Here is a 24908-nt window from a genome sequence, read left to right as displayed (position 1 = left end):
TTTCAGGGAAGAAGGTCGGGTCAGCCGGCAAGGAAATCTGTGACGATGGAGGCGGAGGCGGGCGTCTCCTCCAGGACGAGGTGGCCCGTCGCCTCCACCAGCTCGAGGCGGACATCGGGGAGAAGCCGCAGCCACGTCTTGCTCTGGCCAGTCGGCCGCAGCCGGTCTGCCGCCCCCCACAGCAGGAGCGCCGGCATCGTCAGGCGATGGAGCCAGCGGGAGAGCTTGGGGTTGCCCTGGGGATTGGCGGCGACGAGCTTGGCGAGCGACCCGATCTCGCGGCCGAGCGCGGCATCGAAGTCGGGGTCCGGTTCGGACGGGAAATAGCGCAGCGCCGCCGCCGGATCGTGGGCGAGATAGGAAGGCAGTTCCGGCGGCGCGATCTGGAACAGATCCGGCGCCGGCACTTCCTCGTCGACGAGACCCGCCGGCCCGATCAGCACCAGGCGACGCACCCGCTCCGGCTGGCGCACGGCGAACTCGGCCGCGATCCAGGCCCCCAGCGAAAATCCCGCCAGATCGAGCGTATCGAGGCCAAGCCGGTCGAACAGGTCCATGTAGTGCAGGACGTAGTCCTCGATGGTGTCGAGGCCCTCGCCGTCACCGGAAAGTCCGAAACCGGGATGGAAGGGAATCAGCACCGTGTGCGAGGTCGCCCACTCCCGCGCCGCCTCGAAGCCGGTGAAGGTGCCGGTGCCGTGGAGAAAGACCAGCACCGGCCCCTCGCCGATCGACAGGACCACCGTCCTGACGCCGTTGATGTCGTGCTCGGCCTGGGTGAAGCCGGTCAGGTCGAGGCCGGGTCGCGTTGCGGTGGCGGTCATGCCTGGAAAGTCCCCCTGTCGTGGATCGGTCCGGTGATGGCGGCGGCCGCGGCGGGTGCCGCGCCCGGCTCAGGCGGCCGCCGCGTGGCGGCGGGTCAGCAGCGCGGCGAACTGGTCGACGGCATCGGCGATGCGCGCATGCACGGCCGGCGTCTCCAGCCGACCGTCGACGAAGTCGACCGCGCCGGCGTAGACGGCGGTCGAGACCGTGGAGCCCTCGAAGAAGCCGAACAGCGGGCGGAGCTGGTGCTCGACCATCAGCGAGTGGCGGAGCCCGCCGCCGCGCGCGGTGAGCAGTACCGGGCGGGTCTTGAGCGCCCCCGGGGCGATCAGGTCGAACACGTGCTTGAACAGGCCCGGATAGGAGCCCTGGAAGACCGGGCTGCCGATGATCAGCGCATCGGCGCATTCGATCGCCTCGATCACCCGAAGCGCGTCCGCGCTGAGACCCGCGCGGGTGAAGGTGGCGATGCCCGGTCCCACGTCGACCAGATCGAGCGTCGCCGTTTCCACCGCGTGGCGACTTAAGAGCTCCTGTGCCACCGCCTCGACCAGCAGCCGCGCCTTGGCCGGCCGCCAGCTCGTGCCGCAGAACGCGACCACCCGACCCGCACCGCCGACCGACTGCTCGCGCCCGCCCATCGGGATCACCCGGCGACGCCGAAGACGGTCCACTGGGCGTCCGGATCGGGGATGCCCATCAGCGCCCGACCGCATTCCTCGACGATCTGGTCGGCCAGCAGGATGTGCTGCGTGCCGGCGTGGATGTCGCGGTAGAAGCGCTGCATCGGCGTGTTGTGCAGCGACGCGCCGCGCGCCGCGCGATGGGCGAAGGTGCCGACCTCGGAGATCACGTCGTGGACGTGGCGCAGCGTCAGCTTCGCCATGGTCATCTGTTCCTGGGAGGGCGCGTCGCCTCCCGCGCAGGTCTCCGAAATGCCGCGCCACGTCTCGTAGGTCAGCGCGCGCGCCGCCCGGAAGCGGGCCTCGGCCTGGGCGAACTGGAACTTGAAGCTGGCGCTCTCGGCCGACTTGCCGAACGGATCGGAGCGCTGGACGATCACCTTCACCAGCTCGTCGAGAACGCGCCGGCCCACTCCGATCGCCCAGCTCGTGTGCGCCCAGGCGCTGTAGCCGGCGAGCCCGAGCACCCCCTGCGAACCGCCGCGGCGGGGCGCACCGATGTCGAAGTCGTAGGTCATGTGCGTCGGCACGAAGATCTCTTCGGCGTCGGCCGGCTTGTAGTCGTAGCTGCCGGTCGCCCGGAGCCCGAGCACGTCCCAGTTGCCGAGCAGCTCGATCGTCGAGCGCGGATGATGGCAGATGACGATCTTCGGCTGGCCGTTGGGCTGCATGACCATCTGGCCTTCATCGTCGGTGATGAAGCAGCCGGTATGGATCCATTCGGCGTGCTGGACCGCGCTGGCGTAGGCCCACTTGCCCTTGATCATGTAGCCGCCGTCCACCGGGCGGGCGAACCCGCGCGGCACGCCGTTGCCCGCGATGGTGATGTCGACGCCGTCCTTGAAGACCTCGGCGATGCCCGCGTCCTCGATGTAGAGGGCCATGGTGGTGCCCTCCATGTTGTTGACGATGGAGCACCACCCCGCCGAAGCATGGGCATAGGAGAGCCGCTCCACGATCTTCATGGCCTCGAAGTGCGAGAGTTCGGAACCGCCAACCTCCTTCGGGAACAGCATCGTGTAGATGCCGGCCTCGCGCAGCGCCGCGACCACCTCGTCGGTCATGTGGCCGAGCTTTTCCGCCTCGTCGGCCTTGGCCTCGATCAGCGGCAGCAGGGCGTCGAGGCGCGCGTGCAGCTCGGCCGCATCGGGCGCTGCGTGCGGAATGGCGGTGGCCAGGGACAAACTCATCGCGTGGGGTCCTCCAGAACAATCGGATCGTGCGCCGACCGCGCGGTCGGCGTGGCCGCGCGCGGCTCGGAAGGCGGAAAACGGTGCAATCCGGCGCGGCGCGCTGTTTTTTGCCCGCCTGTCCAGCGCTTCGGCCAAGTAAGGCGGCGGCGCTTTCCAGGTCTCCAGTGCCGGGAATGCTCGGGCGGCCGCGCCCGGATCGGCAATCCCCCCGCATGGGGGGCTGCGGCGCTTGCGGAAAGCCGACTAATCTGATGGGAACTGCGCCCAGTTCATTCCATGAGCTAGGTCTGCGAACAATTCGGGCTTGACCGCAAAGATCGCTTGGCCAGACTTTCATGTCGGCCGCAGGATGAAGTTCTTCCGGCGCATCGATTGTCGATCAGGTGTCGCCGCCTGATCCAAGAAACCTTCCGGGGGACGCTCAACTCAGACTTTCGCGCGCTGGGGAGCGAGGGGAGGCCTGTTCGGACTGCTACTCGGGAGGGGATGATGCCGGGGGTTCGAGACTATCGTGACACGGCGACTGCGGGCCTGCTCGCGGACAGCCTCATGACGATCGCCGAAAGCCGCTCCCTGGAGGGGCTGGGCGAAGCGTGCCGGCGCGCGATCGTGCGTTTGAGCGGCTCCCCCACGGTCGGGCTTTATCTGGTCGCCGACGAGCCACGGCTTCTCTACAGCTACCACACGCCAAGGGGCTTCCTGGACGACTACAGCCGCGGCATGGCGAAGTCGGATCCCATCATCGACTGCATTCGCAGCACCGGGCAGGTCGTGGACGGCGCCTCGTTCTTCGGGCCGCTGTCCTGGTCGAGAAGCGAGTCGTACGAGCTTCTGCATTCGTGGGGGTTCGGCCACAACATGTGCGGGCCGCTGCGCTGCGAGGACGCCATCGTCGGCGTCTTCTACACGGCGAACGGCGACCGGGACGCCCCCTACTCCGACCGCATGAAGCAGCAGATGGCGCTCCTGTGCCGGGCCTCGTCGATCGCGCTGACCGCGCTGGCGCGCAGCGGCGACCTCGACGACCATCCGGTCGTCACCGACGATCGGTCCGCGCCGCGGACCTACGCGTCCGGCGCGCTGCCGGCCGTGTGCCGCGACACCTGTCTCTCCATGGATCTGCCGCCGCGCTCGGCGCAGGTGGCGCGGCTCCTGTGCATGGGACAGACCAACAAGACGATCGCCCGGGAAATGGGCATCTCCGACCAGACGGTGAAGGAACACGTCACCAACCTGTGCCGCCGCGCCGGTGCCCGCAACCGCACCGAGCTCGCCGCCATGCTGCTGCGCACCCGCACCGCCCAGTGATCGCGCGCACACGACGCGTTCACGCGCACGGTCCGAAGGGCGCAACGGGCATCATGTGACCGGGCTGGGCGTCAGCTCACTGCTTCCGACTGAGCGTCCTGCGCCGAAAGCAATTTCTCCACCGCCAGCTCCGTATGGGTCAGGTGCGCGTTCATCAGCGCGACCGCCTGCTCGGTATCGCGGGCAAGAACGGCCTGCGCGATGGCCTCGTGCTCGCCGTTCATGCTGCGCGCGTCGAAGCCGATCTGGCGGTAGGTGAGCACCCTCAGGTTCCGATAGCGCTCCGAATGGTCGGTCAGCGTCTGCCAGAACTTGAGCAGCCAGGGCGAATCGCAGGCCGACACCAACGCCAGGTGGAACTTGCGGTGAAGCACCTCCCATTTGGTGGCCGCCGCATGGTCCTCCCGGTCGGCCGGCAGTGCCGCCCGGCTCAAGAGGTGGAAGCTCCGCAGGATCTCCGCCTCCCACTCCGCATCGCCGCGCGCGATCGCGCGTTCCAGGCAGCAGCGCTCGATTTCGCGGCGGGTCCGCATCAGGTCGTGCAGTTCCTCCACCGTGGTGGCGCTCACCCGCGCCCCCCGGTTGGCCTCGTTCTGCACGAGCCCCTCCGAGGCGAGCCGCATGAGCGCTTCGCGCACCGGCGTCAGGCCCAGGTCATAGCGCGCGCTCAGCTCCGAGACGCGCAGCCGCTCGCCGGGCGCGAGCGCGCTGCTCAGGATCTCGCGACGCAGGAGTTCGTAGGCTGTGAGGGGTTCGGTCGTCATCGGCCCATTTCATATTGACTTGCAGATTTTATAAAACAACACTCATTCTATGTAAACGATAACCGACCCGCGACGGCGTGGCCCAGCCCGGATGTCGCAGGCGCCGCCTGGCCTCCGGACCCAGCAGGCCCACCCGACACGGAGAAACATCTGATGACCCGCCGCCTCCTCCTTCCAGCACTCGCCCTGGCCTGCAGCCTCGGCGCCGTACTGCCCGGCCAAGCCGCCAGCGAAGTCCGCATCTCCACCGCCGGGCCGGGCGACTCCCCGCTGACCCGCGCCTTCCAGCACATCGCCGATGGGATGAACGAGACCTATCCGGACGACGTGAAGTTCACGGTTCACCACTCCGGCTCGCTGTTCAAGCAGGGCACCGAGTTCCCCGCCCTGCAGCGCGGCAACCTCGAGATGTCCTCGCCGATCACCTTCGAGATCGAGCAGCAGCTGCCCGAGTACGGTGTGTTTGGCGCCGCTTACCTGTTCAAGGACGCGGCCCAGATGATCGAGGTCTTCCGCGGCGACATCGGCGCGGAATTCGCCAAGGACGTCGAGGACAAGACGAGCGTCATCATTCTCGACACCGGCTATCTCGGCACCCGCACCCTCAACCTCGCCAGCGTCCACGAGGTCGCCAAGCCCGAGGACCTGGCCGGCGTGAAGCTGCGGATGCCGCCCGGACCCGCCTTCCAGCTGCTCGCCGACGCGCTCGGCGCCAATCCGGTGTCGATGCCGATCACCGAGGTCTACCTGGCGCTGAAGACCGGCGCGATCGACGGCCAGGACAATCCGACCAACCTGACCCGCGACTGGAAGTTCGACGAGGTGACCAAGCAACTCGTGCAGACCGACCACCTCGTCCAGCCGGTCTTCTTCGCGATTTCCAAGAAGGCCTACGACGGGCTGACGCCAGAGCAGCAGAAGACGCTGCGCACGCTGACGCGCGAGGCCGCCGATACCGAGATCGCCGAGACGCTGGCTTCCGAGAAGGACGCCGTCGATGCCTTCAAGGCCGCGGGCATGACCATCACCCCGGTCGACACCGAGCTGTTCCGCAAGGCCGTCTGGGCCGAATACAACAGCAAGGGCATCACCGAGAAGTGGAAGCCCGGCCTCGCCGACAAGATCGAAGCCGCGAACTAGCGGCTCGTCATCCCCCGATGGCGGGACGTGCGTGACGCCCGGCCGGTTCGGATCCGCGGGATCGGAACCGGCCGGCCCCGACATGTCCCGCATCCCGGCCGCCGGAAGGCCCAGCCCATGATCCTTTCCCCCCTGCCACGCGTCGCCAGCCGGCTCAGGCAGGCCGCCAGCCTGCTTGCCACCGCAGCAATGATCGCGACGTTCGCGCTGTTCATCTATGGCGTGGGCATGCGCTATCTGGCCGACCAGCCCGTCCGCTGGGTCGACGAGGCGGTCACGCTGCTGACCACCTGGCTTGTGTTCTGGGCCGGCGCCTTCGTGCTCGACTGGTCAGAGTTCATTTCCTTCGACGTCGTCTACCGACTGGTCCCGCCCGCCGGCCGGCGCCTCATGGTGCTGCTGGGCGCGATCGGCTTCGTCGGCGTGATCGGCGCCTCGATCTACGGCATCGTCGACTACGTGCTGTTCATGCACATCTCCACCACCGACATGCTGACGATCCCGCTCGACCGGGTCTATTCGATCTTCGTCGTCTTCCTGATCGCCATATCGCTGCGGCTTCTGGTGCTGATCGCGCGCCTGCTGTTCGGCGACTGGCGGCGCGCCCTTGCCGAGCTCGACGGCCGGTCCGAGGAAAGCCTATGACGCCCGGCCTCTACGTCCTGCTCGCCGTCTTCGTCGCCGGCGCCGTCCTGCGGCTACCGCTGGCGCTGGCGATGTTTGCCGCCGGCGCCGCCTACTTCCTCGCCACCGGCCAGGACGTGGGCCTGCTCGCCGGCCAGGTGATGGGGCAGATGACCGGCCTCTACGTGCTGGTGGCGATCCCGATGTTCATCCTCGCCGCCAACGTCATGAACGCATCAGGCATCTCCGAACGGCTGTGGGACGCGGCCGACACGCTGATGGGGCGGCTCAGGGGCGGCACCGGCCACGTCACCGTCCTCGTCAGCCTCATCTTCTCGTCGATGAGCGGCTCCGCCGTCACCGACGCCGCCGGCCCCGGCATCGTGTCGATCCGTATGATGCGCCAGATCGGCCGCTTCCCCGGCGAGCTCGCCGTGGCCGTGGCGGCGGCCGCGTCGGTCACCGCCTCGGTCATCCCGCCGTCCATCCCGCTGGTGATCTACGCGATGCTGTCGGGAGCCTCGGTCGGCGCCCTCTTCCTCGCCGGCATCGTGCCCGGCCTGCTGATGGGCATCACCGTCATGCTGACGGTCTGGGCCGTCGCCAGCCGCCACGACCTGCCCCCGGGCAAGGCGGTTCCGCTGGCCGAGGCGCTTCCCCGGCTTGGACGCGCCGGGCTGCCCATGACCCTGCCCGTGCTCTTGCTCGGCGGCATCTGGTCGGGCTGGTTCTCGCCCACCGAGGCCGCGGCCGTCGCGGCGCTCTGGGCGATCATCATGGGCAGCCTGTTGCTACGCAGCCTCTCGCTCGGACAGGTCGGCACCTCGTTTCGGGACTCGGTCCGCCAGACGGCGTCGACCATGCTGCTCATCGCCAGCGCCTTCGTGGTCAACTACGCGATTGCCAACGAGGGGCTCGCCGAGGCCCTCGCGAGCCTGATCAACCACATGCAGCTTGGGCATCTCCAGTTCATGCTGGCGGTGAATGCGCTGCTGCTGATCGTCGGCTGTTTCCTCGACGGCTCCGTCATCCTGCTGGTGATCGTTCCCCTCCTGCTGCCGACGGCAAAGGCCCTGGGGATCGACCTCACCTATTTCGGGGTCGTGCTGATCATCAACTTCATGATCGGGCTGATCACGCCTCCCTACGGGCTCGTGCTGTTCGTGCTTGCCTCCCTCACCGGCGTGCCCCTCCAGCGCATCTTCCGCGCCATCGTGCCCTTCTTCCTCGCGCTCATCGTCCTGCTGGCGCTGCTGGTGATCTTCCCCGGCATCACGCTCTTCCTCCCCCGCCTCTTCGGCTATTCCTGAGCGTGCGATGACGGACACCAAAGCCGCCTTCGCGACCGGCACCGGCGGGCGCAGCCGCTGCACCATCGCCTGCCCCGCGTCGCCGGACGCGGGGTTCATCGCCGGTCGGTGGCGCCTTGTCGATGGTGACAGGTCGCCCCGCCGTCACAGCATCCAGTACCCGTCATGACCCATCCCTTCTTCACGCTGGAGCCGCAGCCGGAGCTGCCGTTCCATGCGGCAAAGCTCTACGCCGCCCAGGCCCTCGCCGCGTCCGCCGGCGACTGGCCGGGGGTGGTCGCCCACCGCAACCAGCGCTTCGGCCCGGCCTCCTGGCAGCTCTTCGACGTGTTCACGCCCGCCGAACCGGGCAGCGGCCGCGACGTGATCGTGGTCTTCCACGGGGGCGGCTGGACCAACGGCTACCGGGAGTTCAACGGGCTGATGGCCCCCGGGATCACCGCGCAGGGCGCCATCCTGGTCGCACCGACCCACCGGCTGGCGCCGGGCGTCCGCTATCCGCAGTTCATCCACGACGCCATGACGGCGCTCGCCGCCATCCGGCGGCGGATTGCGGCGTTCGGCGGCGACCCGGACCGGCTGTTCCTCGCCGGGCACTCGGCCGGCGGCCACGTCGCCACCCAGATCGCGCTTCGTCCCGACCTCCGGGCGCCCCACGACCTGCCCGACAGCGCGTTTCATGGCTGCCTGCCGATCAGCGGCATCCTCGACCTGAGGTCCGAGGCCCCTGCTCCGGACAGTCTCGAGGCTCGGGTCTACGAGATGGTGCTCGCCTCGCCGGACCAGGATGCGGAGGCAAGCCCGCTCCTGTGGCTCGACCGGCTCGCCATGCCGCTGCTCCTCACCTGGGGCCTGCGCGACAGCGAGCGGGTGCGACGGTCGAACGCCGAGGCCGCGGAACGCCTGACGGCCCTCGGACTCCCGCACCGGACCCGCCTCGAAGACACCGACCACTTCGGCACCCACCTGGCGCTCATCGATCCGGCGCACGGCTGGTACCGGGATCTCGCCCGGATGAGGGAGGAAACGCGATGAAGCACCACGTGACCGGCGGCCTGCCGACCCCCGGCCAGCCGTTCTCCTGGGCGATCCGCGCCCGCGACATGCTCTACGCGACCCATGGCCCGGTGCAGGACGACGGCACCATTCTCCAGGGCTCGATCGAGGAGCAGGCGGAGCTCACCATCGCCAATCTTGAGAAGACGCTCGCGGAGGTCGGCGGCCGGCTCGACCAGGTGGTCCAGGTGCAGATCTTCCTGCTCGATGTGGCCGACATGGCGCCCGTCGACCGGGTCTACGCGCGCTTCTTCGCGCCGCCCTACCCCAATCGCGCCAGCCTCGTCGTTGCCGGGCTGGTCGCGCCGGGCATGCGGATCGAGATGACGGCAATCGCCGACCTCACGCTCTGAGGCGGCGTCCCCGCGCACGCGCCAGGCGCGTCAGCGCACGCCGAGGATGTCGCGCGCGACGATCATCCGCATGATCTCGTTGGTGCCTTCCAGGATCTGGTGGACCCGCAGGTCGCGGACGATCTTCTCCAGCCCGTATTCCGACAGGTAGCCGTAGCCGCCGTGGAGCTGCAGCGCCTGGTTCGCCACCTCGAAGCCGACGTCGGTGACGAAGCGCTTGGCCATGGCGCACAGCCTTGTCGCGTCCGGCGCCTTCGCATCGAGCGCCGCCGCCGCGCGCCACAGGAAGGTCCGCGCCGCCTCCAGCTCGGTCGCCATGTCGGCCACCTTGAACTGCAACGCCTGGAAATCCCGGAGTTCCTTGCCGAAGGCCGAGCGCTCGGCCATGTAGCCGACCGTCCTGTCGAGCGCCGCCTGGGCCCCGCCCAGCGAGCAGGCGGCGATGTTGAGGCGTCCTCCGTCGAGGCCGGCCATGGCGATCTTGAAGCCGTCGCCCTCCTCGCCGAGCCGGTTTTCGACCGGCACCCGCGCTCCCTCGAAGATCACCGCGCGCGTCGGCTGGGCGTTCCAGCCCATCTTCGCCTCGTTGGCGCCGAAGCTCATGCCGGGCGTGTCGCGCGGAACGACCAGGGTGGAGATCCCCTTCGGCCCGTCGGCGCCAGTGCGCACCATGACCACGTAGACGTCGCTCGCTCCCGCCCCCGAGATGAACTGCTTCTGGCCCTCGAGCACGTAGGCATCGCCATCGCGGACCGCGCGCGTCTTCAACGCCGCCGCATCCGAGCCGGAGCCGGGCTCCGTCAGGCAGTAGCTCGCCATCGTCGTCATTGTGCAGAGATCGGGCAGGAAGGCGTGACGCTGGGCGTCCGAGCCGAAACGGTCGATCATCCAGGCCGACATGTTGTGGATCGACAGGTAGGCGGCCACCGACGGACATCCCGTCGACAGCGCCTCGAAGATCAGCGCGGCCTCCAGGCGCGACAGGCCGGACCCGCCGACGTCCTCGCCCACGTAGATCCCTCCCATGCCGAGGGCCGCGGCCTTGCGCAGGGTCTCGACGGGGAAGATCTTGTCGCGGTCCCAGCCGACCGCGTGCGGCGCCAGTTCGTCGGCGGCGAAACCCGCCGCCATGTCGCGGATCGCCGCCTGTTCCTCGCTGTAGGTAAAATCCATTGTGCCGCCCTGCTTCTGCGTCGGGGTACCGGCGGCCTGGCCGCCTGGGCCGAAGCATGACGCACCCGTGCCGGTTCGTCATCCCGGTAACCACGCGGGCATTGCCGACCTCCACGCCATCGTTCAGAAACGGGCCACCGACAGGAACTTCGGTCACACCCGGGAGAGACCAGATGGACGCAGCCGCCACCCCGCCGTCACCGGCCGAAACCCATTTCGCCAGGCTCGCCAGCCTGGTTCCGGTGGCCGGCCGCAAGATCCTCGACATCGGCTGCGGATCCGGCGCGTTCCTGAAGCAGCTGCTCGCGGGCGGCGCCGACGCGACCGGCATGGAGGTCACCCAGGAGACCCTCAATCGCGCCGCCGCCGCCGGCATCGATCGCAAACGCCTGGCGCTCGGCGACGGACGGACGCTGCCGTTCGCCGACGGATCGTTCGACTGCGCGTGCTTCGTGTTCAGCTTCCACCACGTGCCGGCCGGCCTGCAGACGGCCGTCCTCGCCGAGGCAGCCCGCGTCCTCGCCCCGGACGGAACGCTGATCGCCATCGAACCGCTGCCGACCGGACCGATGAGCGAGGTCCTCGCCCCCATCGAGGACGAGACGGAGGTCCGGACCCGGTCCCAGGCGCTGCTGGCCGCGCCGCCGGCCCCGTTCGTGCTGGAGGAAACCGTGTCCTACGAGATCGCCCGCATCCACGCCTCCCACGACGCAATGATCCGCGACGCGGTGGAGGTTGACGCCGCCCGTGCCGAGCGCGCCCGGCAGCCCGAGGTGGTGGCGGCGGTGGCCGATCGCTTCGCCCGGGTCTCGACGTCCGTCGACGGCGGCTTCGAGCTGCGCCAGCCCTGCACGCTCTACCGGTTCTGCAAGCGGTAGACGCTGCCGGCCTCGGCGGACAGCCGCGTCACTTGATGCCGGCGGTGAGGAACGCCTGCAGGAACTGGCGCTGGAAGATCAGGAAGGCCACCAGCAGCGGCGCGATCACCATCAGGGTCGCGGCGCTGATGACGGAGATGTCGACGCCGCTTTCCGGCGCCCCGAACAGCGACAGCCCCACCGTGAGCGGCCGGACCTCGGCCGAGTTGGTGATGATCAGCGGCCACAGGAAGTTGTTCCAGTGGGTCGCCACCGACACCAGCCCGTAGGCCAGATAGGTCGGCCGGGCGACCGGCACGTAGACCCGCCACAGCACGCCCATCCACGAGCATCCTTCCACGCGCGCCGCATCCTCGAGCTCGCGCGGGACCGACTTGAACGCCTGGCGCAGCAGGAAGATGCCGAAGGCGCTCGCCATGTAGGGCAGGCCCATGCCGAGCGTGGTGTCGAACAGTCCCAGGCTGGAGACGATGGCGTAGTTCTCGACGATCAGCACCTCGGGCAGGATGAACAGCTGCAGCAGCACGAGCACGAACAGGATGTCGCGGCCCGGGAACTCGAACCGGGCAAACGCGAAGCCGGCCAGCGTGCACAGCAGGAACTGCCCGGCCAGCACCAGGCTCACGAGCTGCACCGTGTTGAGGAAGTAGCCGAGCCACGGTGCGCTCGCCCACACGGTGCGAAAATTCTGCAGCGTCCACGGCGCCGTGGGATCGAGCGATACGGCCGCCGTGGCGGAATGAAAAGCCGCCCAGGCGGCGAACAGCAGCGGCGAGATCCAGACCACCGCCAGGACGATGGCGCCGACGGCATCGAGGCTGATGCGGGGCCGTGCCCGCGTCCGCTTCCGATCGGTGAGCAACGCTGCATCTGCGGAAGCGCTCATCGGCCTTCGCCCTCCCGTCCCCACGACCGCGAGCCGTTGCACGTCATTGTGTTTGCAATTATTGGTTGATTATTACTAATGTTAATCTCGTATGAGTTGCGTCTTTGGCGTTCGAAATTTCCTCTGGCAATCGGTTGGATTGAAAGGAGATCACCATGGGACAGGCAATTGCCTCCGCAACGGTTAGCGAGAACGGATCCCTGAACGGCCCGCAGAACATCGCCTCCTGCGACCACAAGGGAAAAGGCATGTACCTCGTGAACTACGCGCCCGGCTTCTCGGCGTCTTCCGGCGCCCAGGCGACGCCGTGGGGGCCCGGCCACACGATCGGCCTCAACATCATGGCCGCAAACACCTGCGAGGTGCTGGTCACGGACGTGCACGGCAACCCGACCGATGGCGGGTTCTCCTTCGTGGCGTTCGGTTCCGACTGAGCCATTCGCGCGAGGACAACGATCGGCGCCGCCTGCGTGGGCGGCGCCGGTTTCGCGCATGGGGGGCAGAGTCATCATCGGTAGTGCGCCCTCCGGTCGATCACGCCGAACTGGATGGACGCGACGATGCCCAGCACCACCAGCACGAGGACGGTCATCGCGGCCGCGTGGGGCGCGTCGAAATACGAGAACGCCATCTCCCAGATCCAGTAGAGGATGAGCTTGGAGGCGTTGTCCGGCCCGCCCTTGGTGAGGATGAACAGGTGATCGATGAGCCGCACCGAGTTGATCAGCGCGTTGACGAGCACGAAGAGCGTCGTCGGCATCAGAAGCGGCAGCACGATCCGGCGGGTGTAGGTCCACCGGCTGGCGCCCTCGATGCGCGCCGCCTCCTTCAGCTCCGGCGGGATGGTCTGCAGGGCGGCGAGATAGAAGATCATGAAGAAGCCGGCCTCCTTCCAGATCGTCACCGCCATGATCGCCCACAGCGCGGTCTCGGGTTGGCCGAGCCAGTTGACAGAGCCAAAGCCAAACAGCCCACCGATCCGGTCCAGAAGTCCGAAGCCAGGCGTGTAGAAGAACAGCCAAAGGTTCGCCGCGGCGATCATCGGAAGCATGGTCGGCGTGAAATATGCGACGCGCACGAAGCCGCGGGCCGGCATCTTCGCGTCCGCCCACAGCGCCATGCCGAGCGCGATGGCGATCGACACCGGGACGGTGACGCCCGCGTAGAGGAGATTGTTGCCGACCACCTGCCAGAACACCGGGTCGGCGGCGAGATCGGCATAGTTCTGGACGTCGACGAAGACGGAGGGGCGCCGCGTGGTGCCGCGCGAGAACAGGCTCGACCAGAGCGTCATCACCGTCGGCGCGAACGCGAACATCGTCAGGAGGATGAGCGCCGGCGACAGCAGCATCAGCGCGTAGAGCGATATCCGCCGTCGTTCGTCGCTCGCCATGGTCGCAATCCGCCGCGCTGTTGAAACGAAAAGGCCGGCCGGGGGCGCGTACCGCCTCCGGCCGGTTGTGTCGGGTGCCTGTCGAGGCTTACTGGAAGGGCTTCAGCAGCCGTTCCGAGGTCGCCTGCGCCTCGCCCAGGGCCTCTTCGGCGCTCTTGGAGCCGGTGAGGGTCGCCTGGATGGCGTTGTTCAGCGCTTCGCGGACCCGGGCGGTCTCGTAGGTCGAGAACTCCGGGATCGCGACTTCGAGCTGGTCGCGGGCGACCAGCGCCGCCGGGAAGTCCTTGGTGTAGGTCTTCAGCGCTTCGGTCTCGTAGGAGGCCGGGCTGACGCCCACGTAGCCGGTGGCGATCGACCATTCGGCGGCGCGGTCAGGCGCGGTCATGTACTGCACCAGCTTCAGGGCAGCCTGCTGCTCGGCCTCGTCGGAGCCCTTGAAGAGGTAGAAGTTGCCGCCGCCGGTCGGCGATCCCGGCTGCACGTTGGCCGGCAGCATGGCGACGCCGAAGTCGAAGGTCGCTTCGTTCTTCACGGCGCTCAGGTTGCCGGTGGAGTGCCACATCATCGCCGTCTGGCCCTGCAGGAAGGCCTGGCGCAGCGTGCCCCACTCGACGGTGCCTTCCGGCATCACCTTGGCGTCGGTGGCGAGCCCGCGCCAGAACTCAAGCGCCTCGACCACCTTCGGATCGGTGAAGTAGGTCTCGGTGCCCTCGGAGTTCATGAGCTCCTTGCCGTTCTGGATCGCGAAGCACTGGAACATCCAGTAGGGGTAGCCGGTCGACGGCACCATGATGCCCCAGCGGCCGTCCTTGGTGAGCGCCTTGGCGTCGGTCACCAGTTCGTCCCAGGTCTTCGGCGGCGCGTTCGGATCGAGGCCGGCCTCCTTGAACATGTCCTTGTTGTAGTACATCACGATGGTCGAGCGCTGGAACGGGATGCCCCAGGTTTTGCCGTCGATCTGGCCGTTCTTCATCAGCGCCGGATAGAAGCTGTTGAGCCACTTCTGGCCCTCTTCGCCCTTCACCACGTCGTCGAACGGGACGATCAGGTCCTGCTCGATCAGGTCGTAGGCATCGATGGAGAACAGCACCGAGAGCTGCGGGGCGTCGCCGCTCTTGATCGCCGACAGGGCGCGGATGCGGGTGTCGTCGTAGTTGCCGGCGTAGATCGCCTCGACGTCGATGTCCGGGTTCTCCTTCTCGAACCCTTCGATCATGCCGTCGACGACCTTGGTGAGCGCACCGCCCACGGCGATCGGATAGTACATGGTCAGCTTGGTCTGCTCGGCCGACGCCGGAAGGGCGGTGGCGGTGAGCGCAGTGGCGACCATGAGACTGGTCAGGAGCTTGTTCATCGGGAAGGCTCTCCTTGCTGGGATGGCAGGCGATCTCGACCGGCGGTCGGTGCGTCGATGCCGGGCGATCTGGGGGGACGCGCGTCGGCGAGCCGTCGGCCGGTCGCGCGGTCGAAACAGTGCATGGCCTCGGCGGGCCAGGTAAGCCCGACGGCGGCGCCGGCTGCCAGCTCGCAGCGTCGGGGAATGCGGGCGGTGAGCGTGTCGCCGGCGCCGGTGCGCACGGTCACGAACGTCTCCGCGCCCAGGAACTCGTGGGACACCACTTCGGCATCGAGACGGCCTTCTCCGGGCGCCACGAACGCGATGTCCTCGCCGCGCACCCCGAACATCGCGTCGCCGGACCGGTGGGCGGCGGGGCGTTCGGCCTCGGGCAGGATCGCGATTGGCAGGATCGACATGGGCGGGGAGCCCACGAAGCTCGCCGTGAACGCGGTCGCCGGGCGCGCATAGATCTCCGCCGGGCTCGCCATCTGCTCGATCTTCCCGTCGCGCATCAGGATCACCACGTCGGCCATGCTCATGGCCTCGGTCTGGTCGTGGGTGACGTAGACGACGGTGATCCCGAGCCGCTGCTGCAGATCGCGGATTTCCTGGCGCACCGAATGGCGAAGCTTGGCGTCGAGGTTGGAGAGCGGCTCGTCCATCAGGCACAGCGGATGGCCGGCGACCACGGCGCGGGCGAGCGCCACTCGCTGGCGCTGGCCGCCCGACAGGCGCGACGGCTTGCGATCCTCCAGGCCTTCCAGTCCGACCAGACGCAGCGCTTCGGCAAGCTGCGCGGCGCGCTCGGTTCGCGAGACGCCGCGCACCTTCAGTCCGAAGACGATGTTCTCGGCCACCGTCAGATGGGGAAACAGCGCATAGGACTGGAACACCATCGACAGGCCACGCTCGGATGGCGGCAGGTCGGTCACGTCGCGCCCGTCGATCTCGACGCGGCCCGCATCGGGGGCCTCGAGCCCGGCGATGAGCCGCAGCGTCGTCGACTTGCCGCAACCCGACGGGCCGAGCAGCACGACGAAGGCGCCCCTGGCGATATCGACGGAGAGATCGTGCACGCCCGACTTGGCCGTGAAGGCGCGGGTCAGCCCGGTTAGGCGGATGAACGGAGCGGCTGCGGTCATGCCCGCCCGTCCACAAGACCGAGGGCGTCCGCGCATCGAACAGCGGCATGGGCGGACCGCGGCGCATTCGCACCCGTCCAGGCCCGCAACGAGTTCCGCTCTTCACGCTCACGCGTCATCGACGCCTCCTCTCCAATAGCCGGCTGAGTAGAGGCGTTCAGTAACGGTCTCGTGTCGTCTGCATGACGTTCATATGAACATTCATGTCGCCCTCCCCGGCCTTGCATTTTCATTTTGCGAAATGCTGAGCACGCGCAGACGATACCCGCCCATGGCGCGTATGGCCATGGAGGGCGTGTCGCTCAGGTGTCATATCCCGGGGCTATTGCCGTTTTTGCGAACGGAGGGGCTATTTTCGTATGAGCATCACCGGCAACGCCGAAGCCCGGCAGTCAGCGATCACCGAAATGCTGAAGGAACGCGACTTCGTCAGCGTCGAGGAACTGGCCGCCCGGTTCGACGTCACCACCCAGACGATCCGTCGCGACATCAACGGCCTGTGCGAACAGGGGGCGGCGCGCCGGCGCCACGGCGGCGTCGTGCCAGCGGCACTGAGGGGCAACGCCACCTTCCACGACCGCCAGGTGCAGAACAGGCACGCCAAGCTTGCCATCGCCCGTGAGGTCGCCCGCCACATTCCCGACGGCAGCTCGATCTCGTTCGGGATCGGAACGACGCCCCAGCTGGTGGCCGAGGCGCTTCTGACCCGCCAGCGCATGAAGATCGTCACCAACAACCTGCCGATCGCGCTCACCATCGCCCGCAACACCAGCTTCGAGGTGGCGATCGCCGGGGGCACCGTCCGCACCAACGACCTCGACGTGTGCGGCGGCTCGGAGGCGTTCTTCGCCGCCTACAAGGTCGATGTGGCGGTGTTCGGCGTCGGCGGCGTCGACGAGGACGGCTCGCTGCTGGACTTCACCCAGGACGAGGTGCGGGCCCGTCAGACCATGCTGGAGAACTGCCGCCGCTCCTTCCTGGTGCTCGACGCCTCCAAGTTCGGCCGCGCCGCCCACGTGCACGGCGGCCGCATCGACCAGGTCACCACCGTCTTCTGCGAGGCGGAGCTCCCGGCGCCGATCGGATCTCTCCTCTCCCGGTCCGGCACCGGCTTCGTGCGTTGTCCGATGACGGCCGCGCGTCCCGGCGGCGACGGCAACGGGCAACACGTCTCCCCCTGAGTTCGACAGAAGCCCCGTCGATGCCAGCCCCTCATGCCGTCTCCCGGAACGCGGATCAGGGCTCGGCCGGGAAACGGGTCACGACCTGCCCGCTTCGGGCTGCGGCCGAACGGCAAACCCTGTCCTGAGCGCAACCGCCCACTCGGGTCGCCCGGACGCCCCGGCGCGTCGTGCCGCCTCTTCGTGGTCGTAGGCGACGGCCAAAAAAAGCACCGATGGAAGACCACCACCCGCATCCGGCGTGACGATCACGTAGCGCGCGTGGGGCGATCCGCTTTCGGAGACATGCGGCGGGTCGTCATCGTCATAGGCCGGGCAGCCGACCGACCCCGGATTGACGATGGTCGCCCCGCCCTCGATCGCCACCAGGTCCGGCCGATGGCTGTGCCCGGTCAGCACGATGCGGGCCGCGCCAGCCGCGCCCAGGCGCGCCGCGATCGCGTCATGCCGGTCGCGCACCAGCTCACCATGCTCGATCCGCTCCAGCAGGTAGAGGGTGTCGGACGCGGGAGACGCATGCATGGCCACGATCCCGTCGGCGATCGTGGCCTGAGGCGGCAGCGCCCCGAGCCAGGATCGCTGCCGGGACGAGATGGCCTCGACGGTGAAGCGATCGGAGGCGTTCATGCGGTCCGGCGCCAGCGTCGCCACCTGCCGATCATGATTTCCGCGCACGGTGACCGCGTCGAGGGTGGCGAGCCGGTCCATCGTCTCGCGCGGCCACAGCGGACCCGAGGCGCAGTCGCCGAGATTGACGAGCAGATCCGCCGCGCCGCGGCCGGCGAGATCGGCGAGCACCGCCTCCAGCGCCGGCAGGTTGCCGTGGATGTCGGCGATGACCGCGATCCTCATGGCGTCTCTCCGAACGATCGCATCGGCTCCCCCTTCCCGATCAGCGACGCTCGAAATAGGCGCGGGGCGAGGCGCCCAACATCCGCCGGAACATCGCGGTGAACGCCGCCGGGTTGTCGTAACCCAGGTCGAGCGCCACGGTGGTCACCGGCTGTCCCGCCGCCAGCCTCGGCAGCGCCGCCATCAGGCACGCCTGCTGGCGCCAGACGACGAAGCTCAGCCCCGTCTCGCGCCGGAACTGGCGGGTGAACGTGCGACGCGAGACGCCGAGCGCGTCGCTCCAGTCGTCGATGGTGTCGTGGGGCGTCGGATCGGCCAGGAACGCCCGGCATCGGCGCGCCAGCGCGCCGTCCAACGGCAGCGGCAACGACAGCGGCAGCGGCGGCAGCAGGCGGATCTCGTGCAGGATCAGCGCCATCAGCGCCCCGTCGCGGCCGTCCACGTCATAGATGTCGGGGATCGTCACGGCATCGGCGAGAAGCCCGCGCATCAGCGCCGAAATCCCCACCACCTGGCAGCGATCCGGCATCCCCGCCACCGCGCCCGGCTCCAGATAGAGGCTGCGCATGCGCACGTCGCCGAGCATCTGCACCTCGTGGACGGTGCCGGCCGGGATCCACATGCCGCGCTGGGGCGGCATCATCCAGGCGCCCTCCGGCGTCGCCACCATCACCGCGCCCGTCGACCCGTAGAGGAGCTGGTCGCGGTTGTGGTAGTGCGCCGCGATCACGTTGCCGTCCGGATAGTCGACCCCGAGCGCCACCACCGGTCGCGGCACTTCCCGATAGGACTGGCGCAGCTCGCCTTCGATCATCATGGCCCACTCTCGTAAGAGATTGACCCTATGCGGGTGGCGGGCCGCCGTCCAGATCGCATGATGGCGTCACCGGGACGCCGGTTCCGCGGCGTGGAATCGCGCCCCGGCCGGACGAACAATGCGCCACGCGGCGGCCAACGCCGGCGGGACAGGGAAGACGCCCTCATGAGCGAAATCACCATCGATCGGCCCGCGACCACGCCGACGGCGTTTGCGGTTCTCACCGCCGCCGGCTTCTGCCACATGCTCAACGACACGATGCAGTCGGTCTTTCTGGCCGCCTACCCCATCTTCAAGGGCAATTTCGACCTGAGCTTCGGGCAGATCGGCCTGCTGACGCTCACCTACCAGGCGACCGGGTCGATGCTGCAGCCGCTGGTCGGGCTCTACACCGACCGCCGGCCGATGCCCTATTCCCTGCCCTTCGGCATGGGGTCGTCGTTCGCCGGACTGATGATGCTGGCCTACGCCCATTCCTACGCGATGCTTCTGGCCGGGGCGGTGCTGCTCGGCATCGGCTCGTCGATCTTCCATCCGGAAGCCTCGCGGCTGGCCCGCCTCGCCTCCGGCGGCGCCCACGGGCTCGCCCAGTCGCTGTTCCAGGTCGGCGGCAACGTCGGCACGTCGCTCGGGCCGCTGATGGTCGCCTTCTTCGTGCTGCCGCACGGCCAGCGCAGCATCGCCTGGTTCGCGCTCGCGGCGCTTGCCGGCATGGTCGTGCTCACCGGCCTCGGGCGCTGGTATTCCCGCACCGGCCATGCCCGGCGCCGGCCGCGCGGCACCCCCGTCGACCGCAGCCATCTGCCGCCGCGCGAGGTGCGCCGTGCGATGACCATCCTCATCAGCCTGCTGGTGTCGAAGTGGTTCTATCTGGCGAGCTTCACCAGCTACTACGTCTTCTTCCTCATGCAGCGCTTCCAGCTCGCCGAGGGACAGGCCCAGATCTACCTGTTCGTCTTCCTCGCCTCGGTGGCGGTCGGCACGCTGATCGGCGGTCCGGTGGGCGACAGGATCGGCCGCAAGACGGTGATCCGCGTCTCCATCTTCGGCGTGCTGCCGTTCACGCTGGTCCTGCCCTACGCCGGCCTGCCGCTGACCATCGGCCTCAGCGTCGTCATCGGCATGGTGATCGCCTCGGCCTTCTCCGCCATGGTGGTCTACGCCCAGGAGCTGATGCCGGGCCGGGTCGGCATGGTGTCGGGCCTGTTCTTCGGCCTCGCCTTTGGTATCGGCGGCATCGGCGCCGCCCTGATGGGCGTGCTGGCCGATCGCACCAGCATCCAGTTCGTCTACGAGGTCTGCGCGTTCCTGCCCGCGATCGGCATCCTCGCGGCGCTGCTGCCCGACATCGAGCACGAGCGCCTCGAGGCCCGCCGGGCCGGCTGACGCAAATCCCGCGGCCGTTCCCGGTCGGACGGCGGTCGAACGCGGCCGGATGTGGTAGACAGCTCCGCGGGTGCCCGCCGCGACCGGCAACGGCCGGACGCGCGCCCCCAACCCGATGAGGTGACCATGACCGCCCCCGACATCGCCATCGTCGCGCCCGGCATGATGGGCAGCGGCGTCGCGCGCCGGCTCGTCGACAACGGCGCCCGCGTGACCACCTGCCTCGACGGACGCTCCGAGGCGACCGCCCGGCGGGCCGAAGCCGCCGGAATGACCGCCGTCGCCTGGGACGCCCTCACCGACGCCGATCTCGTGCTGTCGATCCTGCCGCCGGGAGACGCCGTCGCGCTCGCCAGCAAGCTCGCGCCGGCGCTCGGCGCCAACCCGCGCAGACCCCTGTTCGTCGACTGCAACGCCGTGTCGCCCGCCACCATGGGCGAGATCGCGGAGATCGTGACGGCTGCCGGCGTGCGCGTGGTCGATGCCGGGATCATCGGCGGCCCGCCGAAGCCGGGCGGCAAAGGCCCGGTCTTCTACGCCTCCGGTGAACCGGCAGATGTGGAGGCCTTCGCGCGGCTCACGGCGTTCGGCCTGCGCATCACGCCCATGGACGGCGGCATCGGCACCGCGTCGGCCATGAAGATGTCCTATGCCGGCGTCACCAAGGGACTGACCGCCATCGGCACCGCGATGATCCTGGCGGCGGAGCGCGGCGGCGTCGCCGACGCCTTGCAGGCGGAATTCGCCGACAGCCAGCCGGAGCTCCTCGCCTGGCTCGCCCGTCAGGTGCCGCAGATGCCGCCCAAGGCCTACCGGTGGGATGCGGAGATGCGGGAGATCGGCGCCTTCACCGGCACGTCGGAGGCTGGCACCGCCATCTACAACGGCATCGCCGACCTCTACCGCGCCATCGCCGCCGACCCGGACGCCGCCGCGGCCCGGATTGCGGCGTTCTTCGATCCTGCCCGCAAGGACGGCGCCGCCTGATCGGCCCGCAAGCGGAATTGCGGGACCAGCGCGAGGCCGAATGGCCTGGACGGAAGCACGGATGGTCGACGGGCTTCCGCCGTCCCACCGCGCTTGCCGTGCCGGATGTTCCCCGCATTTCGTGTGACCTCCGGTCGGCTGCTCTGCAACCGACCGGAAGGGTCTGTTTCTGCGAAGCGGACGCTTAGAAGCGCCAGGAGAACTTCGCCTGCACCGCGTTGACGGCCACGCTGTCGCCGAACTGGCCGACATAGGAGGCGCCGAGGCTCGCGCGCTCGTTGATGGCGAGATCGGTGCCGACCTCGATGAGCGCGGTGTTCTCCGCCAGCGGCACGCCGGCCACCGTGAAGTTCGAGCCGGGGACGCTCAGGAGCGCCATCTGCGTCTCCGGCGTGGTGTCGCCGAAGGCATACTGCCAGGCCACCGAGGCGTGCGGCTTCAGGGCCATGCCGCCCGACAGCGCCATCGTCGTCGCCACGCGCAGGCCGACCGACGAGTAGCCGACGCCGGACGAGCTCGACGCGCCAGACAGGCCGTTGGCCGCCCCGGTCTCGGTGAAGCCGTCGGTGTTCACGTTGACGTAGGAGAGCCCGACGAAGGGCTCGAGCGCCACCTGCTGCATGGCGAAGCCGTAGCCCGCCTCGGCGAACACCTGCGCGGTGCCGCCGTCGTAGCTGGCGTCGGCCTGGCCGGAGTGTCCGCGGAAGGCCAGCGAGCGCGAGGTCTCGATCTGGTTGAAGGCGTAGCTGGCACCGAAGCGCAGGTTCACCGGGCCGGCGCTGGTGCCGGCATAGAGGGCGATGAGGGCGCTGTTCACGTCGGCGGAGCTCGCCAGCGAGTCGATGTCGGAGTTCGACTGGCTGTAGCCGCCCGCCGCGCCGAAGATCCAGTTGGCGACGCTCATGTCCACGCCGGCGATGAAGCCGCCGATGCTGGAGTCGACGTCGGCGTTGGTGGAGCCGCCGTCATAGCTGGCCCAGCCGCCGTAGGCCTGGGCCCAGACCGTGCCGTTGAAGGCCGAAGGGGACGCGACCGGCGTGTCGGTCGGGAACGGCGCGGCCGATGCGGACGGGGTGGCCGGGGCGGCGTACGCCAGGGCCGGACCGCCATAGGCGAGCGCGCTCGTCGGACCCGCCCGGTTCGCATAGGCGCCCTGCCGCAGCCGCGACAGCAGCGACTGGCGGCTGTACTGGCTGTCGCCGATCATCACCGACTGGGTGCTGGCATGGGCCTCGCCCGTCAGCGCGTTGAGCGCGCCCGAGAGCTCGCCGGAGGTCAGGTCGTAGAAGGCGGAAAGATCCCCCGGAAGGCTGGTTAGATAAGGCCCGCTTGTGGTGTTGACGACGTTGTCGATCACCGCGCCGACCGCCTGCTGGTTCGGCGTGGTGCCGGGCTGGCCGGCGAGGTTGGCGGCGACGTTCAGGCTCACCTGGGTCGGCGCGTAGGCGAGCGTCGTGCCGTAGAGGGCCGGCAGGCCGCTGACCGCCAGCGTGTCGAACGCGCCGCTGACCCCCTGGGTCGCCTTCAGGACGGTGTAGCTCGGCGCGATGTTCGAGGTCTGGAAGTTGGCCTCCATCGTACCGGCAAGCCGCGCCGTGCCGGTGATCTCGAACGCATCGTGGCCCGCGTCGGTCACGCGCGCCGCGTAGGTGCCGGCCGCCGTCTGAACGAAGGTGCCGCTGAAGAGGTGCGTGATCGGAACGCCCGTACCGGTCACGCCGATCCAGCCGCTGTTCTCGAACCGCTTGCGCGGCCCGGCCGTCGCCGCGATCCGGCCGTCGATGACGCCGGTGTTGACGATCACCGAGCCGACGGCGTCGGCGCCGGTGCGCAGGGCATCGGCGACCGGGGTCGCCTGCAGCGTTCCGTAGTTCAGGAGGGTGCCGTACAGGCCGTGCATGTCCACCGCCGCGCCGGCGATGCCCGACGCCGTGACGGTGCCCTTGTTGATCAGCACGCCGTAGGTTTCGCCGCGGATGCCGATGCCGCCGTTGCCGCTCACCTGGACGGTTCCGGTGTTGATGATGTCGTCGCCCTTGCGGCCGCTGAGGACCGCCGTGTCGGTGGCGCTGGAGGTCAGCGTGGCGGCATTGCGGATCGGGTTGTAGATGCCCGGGATCGTGGCGAGGTAACCGTTGATGCCCGTCGAATCGATATAGATGCCGACGACGTTGTCGCCATAGGCGGAATTGGACGACACGACCGCGCCCGGAATGTTGATCTCGTACCAGGTCGCGATGCCCAGGGCATCGACATGCATCACCGCCGGATGCACCACGCCGTTGGCGGTCACCCAGTTGGCGACCAGGTTGTACTCGCCGGAGCGGCCGGCGCCGGTGATCCCCTCGAAGTGGGTCGCGACGGCGCCCGGGTGGTCGTAGGTCGTGTAGGTGCCGGTGGTCTGGTCGTAGATGTAGCCGTGGGCGGCATGAAGCACGCCGTCGACGTTCAGCTCGCCGTAGCCGCCGGCGATCTTGTCGCCGTAGATGCCATAGGCCGTGGTGCTGATGGCGCCGGGAACGTTGTTGGTCGTGTAGGTGCCGGTATCGATGTTGTAGATGAAGGCGTTACCGGTCGCGAGGCGGGTGTCGTAGTTGCCGACCAGCTGGTTGCCGAACGTCGAGTGCGCGATGGTGAAGAGCGTGCCGGAGGTCGGATAGACCAGCGTCGTCAGTTGCTGTCCCGGTGCCGCCGCGCCGTCGTACAGGTAGCTGAGGTCGTAGGGGTTGGAAGCCGCCGTCTTGTAGCTGCCGACCACCCGCAGGATGCCGTCCGGGTTGCCGAAATTCGGCCCGTAGGGCGAGGAGCCCACGGCGCCGGGGAAGTTCGAGCCGTTATCGGTTGCCTGCGGAAAGGGCGACCAGGTCTGGCTCGTCATGTTGTACAGGAGACCGCCGGTCTGGCCGCTCGACGGAATGGTGTAGTTGCCGACGATGTTGTCGCCGCGGATGCCGGTGAGGAACGTGCCGTTGGTTCCGAAATTCAGGGTCTGGAAGGACGTCGGCACCGAGACGATCACGTCGGCGGCCTGAACCGCGGGTGCCCCGACGCCGAGACCGACGCCGACGGCTACGAGCGTGCCGCGCCGCGTGCGGGACGCTGCCCGCGAAGTCGACCTGATTTTCATGCGTTCCGCCCGTGGTTGGCGCGAAATGATCGCGCATTATCGGCGCGGATCGGCCCCGCGCATTTGCAGTCACGCTATCCGGTTCCGACTGCCTTCGATAGCGTGCAAATAAAGGCTGCACAGGCAGCCGGTAGATCGATCAGAAGATTGAGACCCGCACCGCTTCCGGCGCGCTCGGATGGAAAAGCTCTTCCGGTACAACCAGGCGCGACGAAAGCCCCTCGGCGTGATGCTGTGTAGGAAGGATTGGCACACGGAGAACGCCGGAACCGGACCGGAACCCGTCGCCCGGAATGTGCGGAAAGAGCTATGACTCCCTCATCCGCTTCGATTGTGCAGATGAAGTTGCAGGCAAGCTCTGCCGATCCGCGCGCCAGACGGGGTTTAAACGCCTGTAACAGAAGCCTTTTCTGGAACAGCGGAGTGCTGGCGCGCGTCATCAAAAAATCCACGATCCCTTGCAAAATCGGTTTCGCCGGCCCTCCATCCCG

23 protein-coding genes are annotated in these 24908 nt (G+C 68.5%); 11 read left to right on the top strand and 12 right to left on the bottom strand.

The features are described 5' to 3' along the window. Positions 1–20 precede the first annotated feature (20 nt). From AB7M35_RS19615 to AB7M35_RS19605, 3 genes are all read right to left on the bottom strand, one after another. Positions 21–824 (bottom strand): alpha/beta fold hydrolase, encoded by an 804-nt coding sequence (locus tag AB7M35_RS19615; RefSeq protein WP_453962110.1) that lies wholly within the window; start codon positions 822–824, stop codon positions 21–23. A 69-nt stretch (positions 825–893) separates the two neighbouring features. Then, the gene (locus tag AB7M35_RS19610) at positions 894–1466 is read right to left on the bottom strand and encodes an NAD(P)H-dependent oxidoreductase (protein WP_453962109.1); all 573 of its coding nucleotides are present in this window, start codon (positions 1464–1466) and stop codon (positions 894–896) included. Between the two features lie 5 nt (positions 1467–1471). Then, positions 1472–2698, bottom strand: coding sequence for an acyl-CoA dehydrogenase family protein (locus AB7M35_RS19605; RefSeq protein WP_453962108.1), 1227 nt, complete (start codon positions 2696–2698; stop codon positions 1472–1474). A gap of 492 nt (positions 2699–3190) precedes the next feature. Between AB7M35_RS19605 and AB7M35_RS19600 the strand changes: the two genes are divergently transcribed. Beyond that, entirely contained in the window at positions 3191–4009 is an 819-nt protein-coding gene (locus AB7M35_RS19600) for a LuxR C-terminal-related transcriptional regulator (protein WP_453962107.1), read from the top strand. A gap of 71 nt (positions 4010–4080) precedes the next feature. On the opposite strand, the gene AB7M35_RS19595 is transcribed toward AB7M35_RS19600, so the two are convergent. After that, entirely contained in the window at positions 4081–4773 is a 693-nt protein-coding gene (locus AB7M35_RS19595; RefSeq protein WP_453962106.1) for a GntR family transcriptional regulator, read from the bottom strand. 153 nt (positions 4774–4926) lie between these two features. Between AB7M35_RS19595 and dctP the strand changes: the two genes are divergently transcribed. The 5 genes from dctP (at position 4927) to AB7M35_RS19570 (ending at position 9256) form a co-directional block, all read left to right on the top strand. Further along, positions 4927–5913, top strand: coding sequence for a TRAP transporter substrate-binding protein DctP (gene dctP / locus AB7M35_RS19590; protein WP_453962105.1), 987 nt, complete (start codon positions 4927–4929; stop codon positions 5911–5913). 117 nt (positions 5914–6030) lie between these two features. Next, positions 6031–6558: a TRAP transporter small permease gene (locus tag AB7M35_RS19585; RefSeq protein WP_453962104.1), complete on the top strand. Its 528-nt coding sequence runs from the start codon at positions 6031–6033 to the stop codon at positions 6556–6558. Further along, on the top strand, positions 6555–7847 hold the full coding sequence (locus AB7M35_RS19580; protein WP_453962103.1) for a TRAP transporter large permease: 1293 nt from the start codon (positions 6555–6557) through the stop codon (positions 7845–7847). Before AB7M35_RS19585 ends, AB7M35_RS19580 begins: the two co-directional genes overlap by 4 nt. 165 nt (positions 7848–8012) lie before the next feature. After that, entirely contained in the window at positions 8013–8882 is an 870-nt protein-coding gene (locus tag AB7M35_RS19575; RefSeq protein WP_453962102.1) for an alpha/beta hydrolase, read from the top strand. Then, positions 8879–9256: a RidA family protein gene (locus tag AB7M35_RS19570; RefSeq protein WP_453962101.1), complete on the top strand. Its 378-nt coding sequence runs from the start codon at positions 8879–8881 to the stop codon at positions 9254–9256. The genes AB7M35_RS19575 and AB7M35_RS19570 overlap by 4 nt, the downstream gene beginning before the upstream one ends. A 30-nt stretch (positions 9257–9286) precedes the next feature. Here AB7M35_RS19570 and AB7M35_RS19565 read toward each other — a convergent pair whose 3' ends face one another. Next, positions 9287–10429, bottom strand: coding sequence for an isobutyryl-CoA dehydrogenase (locus tag AB7M35_RS19565; RefSeq protein WP_453962100.1), 1143 nt, complete (start codon positions 10427–10429; stop codon positions 9287–9289). Positions 10430–10602: 173 nt separating this feature from the next. Between AB7M35_RS19565 and AB7M35_RS19560 the strand changes: the two genes are divergently transcribed. After that, the gene (locus tag AB7M35_RS19560) at positions 10603–11307 is read left to right on the top strand and encodes a methyltransferase domain-containing protein (RefSeq protein WP_453962099.1); all 705 of its coding nucleotides are present in this window, start codon (positions 10603–10605) and stop codon (positions 11305–11307) included. A gap of 28 nt (positions 11308–11335) precedes the next feature. On the opposite strand, the gene AB7M35_RS19555 is transcribed toward AB7M35_RS19560, so the two are convergent. After that, positions 11336–12193, bottom strand: a complete 858-nt coding sequence (locus AB7M35_RS19555) for a carbohydrate ABC transporter permease (RefSeq protein WP_453962098.1) — start codon at positions 12191–12193, stop codon at positions 11336–11338. 155 nt (positions 12194–12348) lie between these two features. Here AB7M35_RS19555 and AB7M35_RS19550 point away from each other — a divergent pair, with 155 nt between their 5' ends. After that, positions 12349–12627, top strand: a complete 279-nt coding sequence (locus AB7M35_RS19550) for a hypothetical protein (RefSeq protein ID WP_453962097.1) — start codon at positions 12349–12351, stop codon at positions 12625–12627. Between the two features lie 74 nt (positions 12628–12701). Here AB7M35_RS19550 and AB7M35_RS19545 read toward each other — a convergent pair whose 3' ends face one another. From AB7M35_RS19545 to AB7M35_RS19535, 3 genes are all read right to left on the bottom strand, one after another. Beyond that, positions 12702–13586 (bottom strand): carbohydrate ABC transporter permease, encoded by an 885-nt coding sequence (locus AB7M35_RS19545; protein WP_453962096.1) that lies wholly within the window; start codon positions 13584–13586, stop codon positions 12702–12704. 88 nt (positions 13587–13674) lie between these two features. Further along, entirely contained in the window at positions 13675–14940 is a 1266-nt protein-coding gene (locus AB7M35_RS19540) for an ABC transporter substrate-binding protein (protein WP_453962095.1), read from the bottom strand. After that, positions 14937–16067: an ABC transporter ATP-binding protein gene (locus AB7M35_RS19535; RefSeq protein ID WP_453962094.1), complete on the bottom strand. Its 1131-nt coding sequence runs from the start codon at positions 16065–16067 to the stop codon at positions 14937–14939. Before AB7M35_RS19535 ends, AB7M35_RS19540 begins: the two co-directional genes overlap by 4 nt. A gap of 359 nt (positions 16068–16426) precedes the next feature. Here AB7M35_RS19535 and AB7M35_RS19530 point away from each other — a divergent pair, with 359 nt between their 5' ends. Then, complete coding sequence (locus tag AB7M35_RS19530) at positions 16427–17248, top strand: DeoR/GlpR family DNA-binding transcription regulator (RefSeq protein ID WP_453962093.1); 822 nt, start codon at positions 16427–16429, stop codon at positions 17246–17248. Between the two features lie 78 nt (positions 17249–17326). On the opposite strand, the gene AB7M35_RS19525 is transcribed toward AB7M35_RS19530, so the two are convergent. Then, positions 17327–18100 carry a metallophosphoesterase family protein gene (locus AB7M35_RS19525; RefSeq protein WP_453962092.1) on the bottom strand — a complete coding sequence of 258 codons (774 nt, stop codon included), beginning with the start codon at positions 18098–18100 and terminating at the stop codon, positions 17327–17329. A 40-nt stretch (positions 18101–18140) separates the two neighbouring features. Then, a complete protein-coding gene (locus tag AB7M35_RS19520; protein ID WP_453962091.1) occupies positions 18141–18917 on the bottom strand; it encodes an AraC family transcriptional regulator in 777 nt (258 codons plus the stop codon). Between the two features lie 165 nt (positions 18918–19082). Here AB7M35_RS19520 and AB7M35_RS19515 point away from each other — a divergent pair, with 165 nt between their 5' ends. Together AB7M35_RS19515 and AB7M35_RS19510 are read left to right on the top strand one after the other, a co-directional pair. Then, the gene (locus tag AB7M35_RS19515; RefSeq protein ID WP_453962090.1) at positions 19083–20303 is read left to right on the top strand and encodes an MFS transporter; all 1221 of its coding nucleotides are present in this window, start codon (positions 19083–19085) and stop codon (positions 20301–20303) included. 126 nt (positions 20304–20429) lie between these two features. Continuing rightward, positions 20430–21290 carry a DUF1932 domain-containing protein gene (locus AB7M35_RS19510; protein ID WP_453962089.1) on the top strand — a complete coding sequence of 287 codons (861 nt, stop codon included), beginning with the start codon at positions 20430–20432 and terminating at the stop codon, positions 21288–21290. A gap of 184 nt (positions 21291–21474) precedes the next feature. Here the strand turns inward: AB7M35_RS19510 and AB7M35_RS19505 are convergent, their stop codons facing one another. Then, positions 21475–24417: an autotransporter outer membrane beta-barrel domain-containing protein gene (locus tag AB7M35_RS19505; RefSeq protein ID WP_453962088.1), complete on the bottom strand. Its 2943-nt coding sequence runs from the start codon at positions 24415–24417 to the stop codon at positions 21475–21477. Positions 24418–24908: the final 491 nt, after the last annotated feature.

Source organism: Amorphus suaedae (assembly GCF_053629675.1).
This window is presented reverse-complemented; position numbering and strand designations above follow the sequence as displayed.